At 69.7% G+C, this 11,895-nt stretch carries 4 protein-coding genes; 1 reads left to right on the top strand and 3 read right to left on the bottom strand.

What is annotated here, in order from left to right; translation table 11 throughout:
- Nucleotides 1–896: 896 nt before the first annotated feature.
- The 3 genes from Q0C41_RS14340 to Q0C41_RS14330 all read right to left on the bottom strand — a co-directional run bounded on the left by Q0C41_RS14340 (nt 897) and on the right by Q0C41_RS14330 (nt 10,644).
- Nucleotides 897–4,508 carry a carboxypeptidase regulatory-like domain-containing protein gene (locus tag Q0C41_RS14340; RefSeq protein WP_291984488.1) on the bottom strand — a complete coding sequence of 1,204 codons (3,612 nt, stop codon included), beginning with the start codon at nt 4,506–4,508 and terminating at the stop codon, nt 897–899.
- Between the two features lie 146 nt (nt 4,509–4,654).
- Nucleotides 4,655–8,464 (bottom strand): FG-GAP-like repeat-containing protein, encoded by a 3,810-nt coding sequence (locus Q0C41_RS14335; RefSeq protein WP_291984486.1) that lies wholly within the window; start codon nt 8,462–8,464, stop codon nt 4,655–4,657.
- On the bottom strand, nt 8,461–10,644 hold the full coding sequence (locus Q0C41_RS14330) for a CRTAC1 family protein (RefSeq protein ID WP_291984484.1): 2,184 nt from the start codon (nt 10,642–10,644) through the stop codon (nt 8,461–8,463). The genes Q0C41_RS14335 and Q0C41_RS14330 overlap by 4 nt, the downstream gene beginning before the upstream one ends.
- Nucleotides 10,645–10,684: 40 nt before the next feature.
- On the opposite strand from Q0C41_RS14330, the gene Q0C41_RS14325 reads away from it, so the two are divergent.
- A complete protein-coding gene (locus tag Q0C41_RS14325; RefSeq protein WP_291984482.1) occupies nt 10,685–11,893 on the top strand; it encodes an ROK family protein in 1,209 nt (402 codons plus the stop codon).
- The last annotated feature ends 2 nt before the right edge of the window (nt 11,894–11,895 follow it).

Below are 11,895 nucleotides of genomic sequence, written 5' to 3'. Positions count from 1 at the left end.
GCCACCCGCGCGCGGCGGCGCTGCGCGGGACGCACTCGCCCCTGCGACCACGCGTGGGCACCAACGTCTACGCGGGCCCCTGTCGCGCCCGGTCGACGACTCCAGTGGCGTCCGGTGGCGTCCCGCGGCGTCCGCGAGGATCGCCCGACGTCTGAGTCGCGTCCCCTCGCCGGACCGTCAGAGACTCGATCGACGGATCCATCAGGTGTTCGCCCGGCGTCGACATCAATCCGGGATGCCGTCCGGCAGTCGCCCGGCGGGGCACGCCGACGGGAGGAGCACGAGGCGCGCCGGACGGCGTCGCCTCGCACTGGGGACGTCTCATGGTGCGCGTGGAGGACGAGGGGGACGTCGCCGGGCTGGCGGGTGCGACCCTTGGCCGTGCAAAGGCTGCGCGCGCCTGGGCGCCGACAGAGCCGCCGAGAGCGGCCTGCACCCCGGCGCGGGCGCGCGCATCGCTTCGGCGGCGCAGGACGTGAGACAGGGGGGCGCCGCGCCCCAGACTTGGCCGTGCAAAGTCTGCGGGGGAAAAGGGGCAGGCACCGCAGCACGTGACCTTCGCGCGTCCATCGACGGTGGTACGCCGCGCCCTGGACCGGCGGTGGTTGACATGAGGCGCCCGCGCGTGGCGGCAGCGCATGCACGGTCGCGGCTGACGCGAGGTACCGCCGCCCGCGTGCCGACGTGCCGACGGGCCGGCGGCACCAACTCGTTTCAAAACGAGTTGCGCGGGCAGGACTGGCAGCGTGCGCCCGCCACCACGCTCTCCGCGCCCGGACGTGACTGCACACCCCTGAACGACACGGGCCCCGGGAGCGTGTGCTCCCGGGGCCGTCAGGTGTCGCCGCACCCGAGCGCGGAGCGCTCGCGTGCGACCAGTGTCGCGTGCGCCGCGACTAGAACGTGAAGCGCGTCACCAGCTGCAGCGTGCGCGGCGCGGCCACGGCGCTGATGGCACCGAAGCCGTTGGGCCGCACCAGGTTGCCCTGCGCGTCGTACGGCAGGTTGGTGATCGTGCGGTCGGTCAGGCTCGCGAAGTTCGCGGTCGCGTTGACGCCGGTGAACTGCGTCTTGTTCAGCGCGTTGAACATGTCGACGCGGAACTCGAAGCGCATGGTCTTGGGCAGCTGGAACGTCTTCGAGAGCGAGAAGTCGAGGTTGTTGATCGGGGGCGCGCGGACGAAGAAGCGCGCCGACTCGGCCCCGTCGCTGCCCGGCTGCGGCGGCGCGAAGCACGACGTGTTGAACTGCACGTACGGGTCGCTGCTCCAGCCGCGGCCCGGGTCACAGGTCAGGACGATCCGGGCGTTCGGGTTGTCGCTGCCCGTGAGGTTGGTGGCACCGATGCCGGGAATGTTGAATCCCACGCCGTAGGGGCGACCGCTCGTCCAGCGGTAGACACCCGAGAGCTGCCAGTTGTTGGCGAGCACGCCGAGCACGCCCTGCGCGACCTCGGGGGTCTGGTAGACGAAGTTCGTGGTGATGTTGTGCGGACGATCGGTATCCACGTACGAGTAGTCGATGCGGCGCAGGGCTTCGCCGCTCAGGTTCGGCACGCCGGCCGACCCGTCGTTGTTGCCGATGCCGAGGGCCTTCGACCACACGTAGAACGCCGAGAACATGAAGCCGTTGTCGTAGCGGCGGTTCACGCCCACCTGCATCGAGTGGTAGTTCGAGTAGGCGTCATAGCCCCAGTACCGGATGTTGCCGTAGCCCGGGTAGGGGCGCAGGAGGTCCGTGGGCAGTGCCGTGGCGCCGGGCACCGTGCTGGTGCCGACGCGCGTCGGGTCCTGGCTCTGCGGCAGGAACGTGGTGCCGAAGGGCAGCGCATTGATCTGCTGCTGGCGGAGCAGGTTCTCCGACGTCGAGCCGACGTAGGCGAGGTCCAGCATGAAGTTCTTGTAGAGCTTGCGCTGGACGCCGAGGTTCCACTGCGTGACCTTCGGCGGGATGAAGTCGTACGCGGTCGGGTTCATCGCCAGCACAGGGTTCGGGTCGCCGGCGCCGCCGGTGAGGCCCTGCAGCGTGCCCCACTGGATGGTGGAGTTCAGCACGCCCGGCGCGTTGGCGATCATGTCGAACACCATGTTGCCCTGCGGTCGGTCGTAGAAGATGCCCCAGCCGCCGCGCACAATCGTGGTGGCCTCGCCCGTGAGGTCGTACACGAAGCCGACGCGCGGCGAGATCATGAACGCCGGGCCATCCTGCAGTTCGGGGTTGATGCCCTGACCGGCCTGGAACGCGCCGTTGAAGCGGTCCGAGCCAGGCGTCAGGCGGCCGATGAAGCGACCTTCCACCGTGTTGGCGAGCGTCGGCGTGGCGCCGGCGGCGAGCACCGCCGGGTCGATGCCGCGGCGATTCGCGCCCGAGCACGGCGAGGCGCCGATGCACACGGGCGTGAAGAGCCGCGCCGCGCTGGACGCATTGAACTGGTCAGGCAGGAAGTTCGAGGCCTGCTCACTGTGGTCCCACTGCGGCGTCAGGTAGTAGAAGCGCACGCCGTAGTCGAGCGTCAGCTTCTTGCCGGCGCGCCAGTTGTCCTGGACGTAGAACTCGAGGTTGGTGTAGCGCCACTCCGGGATGGCGAACTTGTTGGCCTGGGTGTACGTGTTGAACACGCCCAGCGCCGCGTTCGCGTAGCCGTAGCCAGAGTCAAAGGGGTTGTTGGCATCGTCGGCGAAGTTGATGGCGCCGTTGAAGCTCGCGAAGATGCTCTGCGGCTTGAAGCTGTTCTGGTAGTAGATGCCGGCCTTGGAGTTGTGCGAGCCCCAGACACGCGTGATGTTGGCCAGCACGTCGTGCGTGATGTTCTCGTTGGTGAACGGCCCGCGGTCGGTCTGGTACTGACCCGCGTTGGCGGTGCGGCTCCCGCGGAACTGGAACCACGGCACGTAGTCACCCTGCACCGCATCCGGGAACAGGTACGGCAGGCCGGTCAGGCTCGAGTTGGACCGCAGCAGGTTCGGCACCTGCAGCTCGTAGTTCAGCGAGTTCGAGGCGCGCCCCCAGCTGACTTCCACCGACGTCGAGTTGTTGAGCACGCCAGTCGCCGACAGCATGTAGTTGCTGCCCGGGTTCTTGAACAGCGTGGGCGTCGGGAGCTGGTCGCTGCCGTTGCCGGCCCAGGTCGTGCCGTAGGCCTGCAACTGGTTGAACGTCGTGTTCATGTAGCGACCGGTCATGCGCCACTTGTCGCTCACCTGGTAGTCCATGCGGAGCAGGTCCTCACGACGCGGATTGCTGTTGGGGTCCTGGCTCGTGAAGTTCAGGCCGGCGCCGAGGCCCGAGGCATTGGCCTGCGGGTAGATGTCCAGGATCGCGAGGCCGGGCTGCCAGAGCCGGTTCTGCGGGATGCGGCCGAGCACGCCGCCATCGGCGAAGCAGCCGCGCTGGTCGGTCGGACTGCAGGGCAGGCCGGTCGTGGTGTCGCGAATGTACGGCCACGGGTTGCCGCTCGCGTCGACGCTCTGCGAGAAGTCACCGCGGCGCTCGAGGGCGGTGGGCACGCGCGTCTGGCGCTCGGTGGCCGGGTCGGTGCGGCGCTGGTGTTCCTGGCTGAAGAAGAAGAACAGCTTCTTCTTGTTCTGGTTGAAGCCCGGGAAGAACACCGGACCGCCGATGGTGAAGCCCTGGTCGTTGCGTGACGTCTTCGGGATCGGAATCTCGGGGATGACGCGCTTGTTGGTCCAGCTGTTGGCGTTCCACTCGGAGCGGCGGCCATACCAGTAGCCCGACCCGCGGAAGTTCTGCGAGCCCGACTTGGTCACCACCTGGATCTGCGCGCCCGTCGCACGACCGTACTCGGCCGCGTACGAGTTGGTCAGGACCTTGAACTCGGCCACGGCGTCGATGTTGGTCGTCGCCATGTTGCCGCCGTTGTTGCCGGTGTCGATGTTGGCGACCCCGTCGATCGTCACGTTGTTCGAGTTCGGGCGCATGCCGTTGACGGTGAAGCCGGCGGCGTCACCAATCTCCGAGCCCGCCGCGTTCTGCGGCAGGGCACCAGGCACCAGCGTCGCGAAGTTGAAGAGCTGGCGGCCGTTGTTGGCGATGTTGGTCAGCGCCTGCGTCTCGAGGGCGAACGAGCGCTCGCCGTTGGTGGTCTGCAGTTCGCTGACGCGACTGGACACGGTCACTTCCTCGGACATCTGGCCGACTTCGAGGGCCAGATTGCCGAGCGACACGCGGTCGTTCGCGTTGAGGACGAGGTTGGTCTGTTCGAGGGTCTTGAAGCCCTGGAGCGCCACCTGCAGCGTGTAGGTGTCGGCCCGGACGATGGCGAACGAGAACCGACCATCGGCGTCGGTCACGGCGGTCAGGGAGTTGCCCTGGGTCCTGCTGGTGAGAGTGACGGTCACGCCGGGGAGCATGCCGCCTTGTTGATCCTGGACGGAACCGGAGACCGAGGCGCTCGTGGTTTGCGCCTGGCTCTGCACCGTCAACCCCAGGACCACGAGACCCGCGAGCACGATGCGCACGAGTCCTTGCAGCCTTCGGTGGAAGGACATCGAACCTCCTCTGGGCCGCCCTTGGGCGACGCGAGTTTGACTCACAATGGGACGAAGCGCGCTGAATTTACTGACGATTGGCAGGACGTGTCAAGAGTGTTGCCAAATCTTCGTACAGATGTGCTACTAGGTCAGTCCACTTCGCCTCAGCGCGGCCGATACTCACGCGCCAGCGCCAGCCCGATCGGGTGCGTGGGATTGCGCTGCAGCAGACGCTCGACCGCGCGCAGTCCCTCGGCGGTGCGCCCCGCACCGAGATGGATCTTGGCGATCGTCACGTAAGCATTCTCGAACTCAGGAGTCCTGGTGACGAGGTCTTCCAGCAGCGCCACGGCCTCGTCGGCACGCCCCCGCGCGACGAAGACCAGCGCCAGGTTGTTGGCCGCCTCGCCGTAGTCCGGACGACGACGCACCGCGTCGCGGAAGTACTGCTCGGCACCGTCGAGGTCGCCCGCACGGCCGAGCAACAGGCCGAGGTTGTTCAGTGCCTCCGGGAAGTCGGGCTGCAGGGCCAGCGCCCGCTCGTACAACGGCCGCGCCTCGGCCTCGCGCCCGCTCAACAGCAGCGCGTACCCGAGGTTGTTGAGCGCATCGGGGTACTCCGCCGTGGCGGCGAGGGCCTGCCTGAACCGTGCCATGGCCCCGTCGAGATCGCCATCCTGTGCCAGCAGCGTCCCGAGGTCGTTGTGCGCCTCCGCCAGGGACGGATCGAGCGCCAGCGCGCCTTCGTAGGCGGTGCGCGCCCGCGGCACCTGCCCGCTCTTGGTCAGCAGCGTGCCGAGCCGATACAGCACCGCGGCGCTCGGGCTGGCCTGCGACGCGCGCTCGAAGGCGACGATGGCCTCGGTGTCGAGCCCGGCCTCGAGCAGCTCGCGGCCGAACGGCAGGAAGTTGCGCGGCGACAACGGCGCATGGAACCGACCCGGGAACGGCAGCGCGCGGGCCAGACGCTCGGCCTCGGGTACGTCGAGCGCAGCGGCATCCGCAGCGACCTGTGCCGCGTCGGTCGTGCCGCGATAGGCGCGCACGACCTGTCCCTGCGCGTCGAGCAGCAGCGCCGTCGGCAGCGGCAGCGGCTGCCGGTTCATGAACAGGCTGCGATGCACGATCGCCCACAGCAGCCCCTGCGCCCGCGAGGCATGGACCACGGGCAGGGTCGTCGGTGCCGCCGCCTTGACCCGCGCCGCGTCGCCCTCGTCGTCCAGCGCCATCGCCAGCACGCCGACGCCGGCCGCGGCCAGGCGGCCCTGCCCGCGCGCGATCGTGTCGAGCAGCGCGCGCGAGGCGGTGACGTCGCTGCGCCAGAACAGCAGCAGGGCGGGACGCCCCTTCAGGGCCGCGAGGGAGACCGCGCGGCCGTCGAGGCTGGTGGCGGCGAAGTCCGGGGTCGGAAAGGGTTCGAAGAACCATCCGCCTTCGCCTGACGGCTTCGGCGTGGCTGGTGACGGCCCGCTCGGAGAGCGGGCCCTACCCGTCGCATCGGCCCTACCCGTCGCATCGGCCCTACCCGTCGCATCGGCCCTGCCCGCGGCGCCCCGCACGATCGGCTCGCGCTCGAGGGCACCGCCTTCCACGAGACGGTAGCGGGTGTCGATCGGCAGGTCGGTGAAGGTCTGGGTCGTGCCGCTCGGCCACACCACCGTCAGGCGTCGCACCGTGCGACTGGCGCCCAGGCCGAACAGCAGCTCGCGGGAGTGCTGCGAGAGGAAGCCGGATCCGGCCTGCAGGTGCTTCAGGTTCTGGACCGTCTCGGTCTCGACGCGCACCGTCGCGCCGATGGCGTCGCGATTGCTCGTGGTGCCCTGCAGCCGGATGGCAATGACGGCGCGTGCCGGGTGATCGTTGCGGAAGACCCGCAGCTGCGGCGCCTGACGCGCGGCCATGACCGCGAGATCGGGATCGCCGTCGCGATCGAGATCGACCACCGCGAAGGCGCGGCCGTCCTGGTCCAGATCGAGTCCGGCGGCACCCGACACGTCGTCGAAGGCGCCGCGGCCGTCGTTGCGCAGCAGCACGTTGCGTTGCCGACTCGCGATCGACCCGCGCACCAGGCGCAGGTTGATCGCCCGCCAGGCGTCGTCATACGGCGTCCCCTTCAGGCGCGTAAGGGGCGAGCGCGCCACGACCTGCCGCCAGAAGTAGCTGTCCAGATCGGTGTCGCCGTCGTCGCGCGAGAGCATGCCGTTGGCGATGTAGAGGTCCTGCCAGCCGTCGCTGTCGAAGTCCAGCGTGTCGGAGGACCATGCCCACCGGCCCATCGTCGCGCCCGCCTCGACCGAGCGGTCGTCGAAGGTGCCGTCGCCGCGATTGCGGAAGAGCGAGTTGCCGCGCGCGTGGTGGCGATAGTAGGCCCGCACCTCGGGACCGGCGTCCGGCATGAAGGCGGGGGAGGCCGTCACCCGCAAGCCCGGCGCGCTCCACATGTTGCCGGCATAGATGTCGAGGCGGCCGTCGTTGTCGTAGTCGAGGAAGGCCGCGCTCATGCCCGCCCCGTGATCGAGGACGCCGGCCGTCGCGGCCACGTCCTCGAAGCGCACGGCGCCGCCGCGTGCCCCCAGGTTGCGGTACAGATTCTTGGTGCCGAAATCGTTGGCGACGAACAGGTCCGGCCAGCCGTCGGCGTCGATGTCGCCCCAGGCGGCCGAGAAATGGTAGCGATCGTTGCCGACGTCGAGGCCGACCTGCGCGGTCACATCGACGAAGCGGCCCGTGCCGTCGTTGCGGAACAACACGCCCGGCGGGCCGTTGCGTGCGTCGTGATAGGGCATGGGCGTGCCGGCCTTGTCCTCGCCGGCACCGAAGAAGTACGAGTAGACGCAGAGATAGAGGTCGAGGAAGCCGTCGCGGTCGAAGTCGGCCATCGTGACGCCCGTGAGCACGCCCTGCAGCGGCGCCGCGAACGTGAAGGCGTTGTCGATCACCCTGAACTGCCCGCGGCCGTCGTTCTGCAGCAGGAGGGGCTGCAGGCTCGTGGCGAGCACCAGATCCTGATCGCCGTCGTTGTCGACGTCGACGAACAGCGACTGCGCGGTGTCGTCGAGCAGTCCGAGCCCCGAGCGCTCGGTCGCGTCCTCGAAGGTGCCGTCGCCACGCGCGCGCAACAGACGATTGGGCAGCCCCGACGGCTGGGCGACGTACAGGTCGTCGAGGCCATCGCCGTCGGCATCGCCCACCGACACGCCGTGGTGGCCGTTGGAGTCACGCGTCAGCACCGCATCGATGCGCGCCATCCACGCATCGAGGCCGGTGGCGAACTGGCGGCCGACCTGTGACGTCGGCGCGACGACCTGCCCGGTGATCTCGCGGAAGAGCGGCGCACGCGCGCGGCTGGCGACGTGAGCGCCGGCCGTCCACTCCACCACCTGGACCGCGTCACCGGCGCGCCGCCACGTCATGTGCCAGGTGCCGACCTGCGACGTGCGACTGCCACCCGGCATCTCCCCCACGATCTCGGCGCGCACCTCGACCCGTAAGTCGGACTCTCGCGCGTCGATGGCCGTGACCAGGAACTCCGTCACCACTGGCGCACCCATGTGCACGACGAGGCCGCGCAGGTGCTCGACGAGCGCCCGCTCGTCCATGGTCGTGCCCGTCACGGCGGCCACGCGCCCGATCTCGAGAGGCTGATCCCCGGCGCGCCCTGCCTGGTCGCTCCACAGCGAGCCAGCCCTGAACCCGGGCGCGAAGAGCCCGCGCGGCACGGCCGACGGCTGTGCGCCTCCGCGCAACCACGTGCCCAGGGCCTGCAGACGTGCCTCGATGATCTGCGCATCGCGTTCGCTCGTGAACGCGTCGGTGCCCGCCTCGAGATGGGCCAGATACGGCGCCAGGGCCTCTGGCGTGGTCAGCGGCGGTGCAAAGACGGGGAGCCGCTCCTGCGTCGCGACATGTGACTGACCCAGCGCCAGCGCGCCTGCGAGCGCGAGCACCCGTCCGTGCCAGCGGCGCCGGCTCACGGTGCCACTCCCTCGGATCGCACGCGCGCGTCCGGCGTCAGCGAGAGGGCATGCAGACGATCGACGGCCAGCCCTCTCCAGATCCAGCGCGACCCACCCGGCATCCGGACCTCGACGTCGACGGGCCCGGTGTGCGTGCCGACGCCGACCTGCACGCGCAGGTCCCCCTGCGACATGAAGCTGCTGCCCGATCGCACCTCGCGCACCTGACGCATCGCACCGGCCGTCACGGTCACCTTCGCACCGATGGCCAGGCGATTGCCGGTCGGACTCGACAGCTGCACGGCGACCCAGTGATGCGGCGACGTCTGGCGGTTCTCGAGCAGCGTCGGCACGTCGTCCATGTTGCTGATGACCACGTCGGGGTCACCGTCGTTGTCGAGGTCGCCGACGGCAAGGCCGCGGCTGACCTTCTCGACCTGCATGCCGGGACCCGCCAGCGCCGACACATCGCGGAAGGCGCCCCCGGTGTTGAGCAGGATCTGGTTCTTCTGCGCGAAGCGCTCACCGAGTGCCGGGAAGTCCCCGACGTCGGCGAAGATGTGGCCGTTGGCGATGAACAGATCCTGCCTGCCGTCGAGGTCGGCGTCGAGCAGCGCGACCCCCCAGCCCATGCGCTGAAAGGTGCTGGTGGCAAGACCGGCCGGCAGCGCGGCATCCTCGAACAGCCCATCACCGAGGTTGCGGTACAGCGTGTTGCGATCGTGGGCGAAGGCCGTCAGCACGAGGTCCATCCGGCCATCGCCGTCGGTGTCACCGGCGTCGACGCCCATGCCCGCCTGGGCGCGTGCCTCGCCGTTCACGGCGACCCCGGCCATCACGCCGACGCTGTCGAAGCGACCGTTGCCGAGGTTGCGGTAGAGGAAATTCGGATTGGAGTCGTTGGCCACGAACAGGTCCACGGCCCCATCGTCATCGACGTCGGTGGCGACGACGCCGAAGCCGTAGGCGTGGGCGGCATCGGTCAGGCCGTGCGCCGCGGTGGCTTCGCGAAACCGGCCGCCGCCGATGTTCTCGAAGAACAGATCGGGCTCACCCGGCAGTCCGGCCGGGCCGACCATGATCGCCGGGCCGTTGCGCCAGCGCAGCGTGCGGCGCGCCCGGTGCAGGTCGTCGTCGGTCGTCTGAACGTAGCGCGCGACGTAGAGATCGAGATCTCCGTCGGCATCGACATCGACGAACGTGCAGCCGGTGCTCCAGCCCCGGGCGGCGACACCCGCGGCAGCGGCGATCTCCTCGAAGCGCCCCTTGCCCGTGTTGCGGTAGAGAAAATTCGGGCCCCAGTTCGTGACGTAGAGATCGACGTGCCCGTCGCCGTCCGCGTCGCCGGCGCAGACGCCGTTACCCCAGGCCTCGCCGTCGACGCCCGCCGCTGACGAGACGTCCTCGAAACGCCAGCCGCCGAGGTTCCGGTAGAGCGCATTGCGATGCGGGATGCGATTGCGCGCGCCATCGAGCTGGGCGGCCGTCACGAGGTAGATGTCGAGCCAGCCATCGCCGTCGACATCGACCAGCGCCACTCCGTTGCCCGGCGATTCTAGGATGTGGTCCTTCGTCGGTCCGCCGTTCCAGGTCCGTGTCGGCAACGGTGGGCGCTCGTGAAACGCCAGCATGGTCGGCGTCGATGCGTCGGCGGTCGCGGCGGTGGGCGCGGCCGGCGCCGGCCCCATCGCCGACGCATGGCCGCCATACACCGGCTCCTTGACCCGCGCCTGGCTGTAGCTGCCCTGGAAGGCGAGGCCCAACGCCACCTCACCGTCGATCGCCGTGCGCACCCGCGCCAGGAGCGCCGTGATGGACGCCGCATCGAGATCGCGGCGGTCGTCGCGAACCGCCGCGATCGTGGATCGCACCTGATCGCGCAGGGGCTCGGTGACCAGTCCGGTGCCGGCCGACTCGCGATCGATCGTCCCGAGCGTCTCGGCCAGCGCGTGCCTGGCCGCGCGGCGATCGTCCGGCGTGGCGGCCCCGTCGGTTGCGCGCGTGAGGTGCGTCGTGGCCTGGCCCAGACGCGCCGTCAGCGTGGCGCTCGTCGCCGTCGTCGTCACCGGTGCCTGTTCGACGGCGCCGATGGTGGCGATGGCCACCGGCAGAAGGAGGGCGACGCCAGCGGTCTCGAGGCACGCGGTGCGGCCTCGCATCTGGATCGCCAGCATGCGTTCACGAATCCATCCGGTCACGGTTGCCCCATTCTGGACCATAATCGCGACTGAGTTGACGATGCGTCGCATAGACCCCACTGAGTTCCGCATCGCCCATCGCGGCACCTCGAGGGAGATCAACCGGCAGATCGCCCTGAACCTCGTGCGTACGCGCCAACCGATCTCTCGCGCCGAACTGGCGCGGTTGATGGGGGTGCGCCGTGGCGCCATCAGCCGGCTCGTCCAGGACCTGCTGGATGCCCGGCAGATCTTCGAGGGCGAGAAGGGCGACAGCAAACGGGGGCGCAAACCCCAGTACCTGTTTCTCGAGACCCGGCAGCGCTGTGTCGTCGCCGTCGACATCAGCGCCAGCCACACGCTCGTCCAGGTCTCGGATCTCCTCGGCCAGCCCCTGCTGGCGCAGTTCGAGATCGCCACGCCGGTCGAGGCCGCCGAGATGGTGCCGAAGCTGGCCGAGTGCATCACCGACCTGCTCGCCAACAAGGACGTGGTGGGGGAGTGCCTGGGGATTGGCGTCTCCATCTGCGGCCTGGTGGACATCGACGGCGGCAAATTGCTTCGTGCCCCGACGCTCGGCTGGGTGGACGTCTCGCTGCGCGATCCGCTGCAGGACGCCACCGGGCTGCCGGTGGTCGTCGAGAACAACGTCAAGGCGTCGGTGCTCGCCCAGCTGTGGGCGGTGCGCAGTACGGCGGCCGACGGCCCGGTGGTGTTCGTCAACGCCTCCGAGGGCGTGGGCGTCGGCATCGCGCTCGACGGACAACTGGTGCGCGGTGCGCGCAACGGCGCCGGCGAGTTCGGTCATGTGCCGCTCGACATGGACGGCCCGACCTGCGGCTGTGGACTGCGGGGGTGCTGGGAAACGTACGTGTCGGTCGGGGCCACCGTGGCGCGCTATCTCGGGACCTCGGCCTCCTGGCCTGACGCCAGTCGGCCCAGCACGACCGTGGCGGAGATCGTCGCCAGGGCCCGCGCCGGTGACGCCCATGCCCGCGACGTGCTGGAGACGACGGGGGCCTACCTCGGACGCGGACTCTCGATCGTCATCAAGGCGGTGCAACCGGTGCGCATCTACATGAGCGGCGAGATCACCGAGGGCTGGGAGTTCGTCCTGCCATCGCTGCGGCGCGTGCTGCGCGAACTGACGCTGGTGCCCGAGGACGCCGACACGGAGATCGTCGTGGTGCCGCTCACCGACCAGCCCTGCCTGCGTGGCGCCGCCGCCCTCGTGACCAGCCCGGCCTTCGCCGCGCCGGTGGTCGCCTGAGC

The organism is Luteitalea sp., assembly GCF_022842525.1.
Classification (GTDB): domain Bacteria; phylum Acidobacteriota; class Vicinamibacteria; order Vicinamibacterales; family Vicinamibacteraceae; genus Luteitalea.
This window is presented reverse-complemented; position numbering and strand designations above follow the sequence as displayed.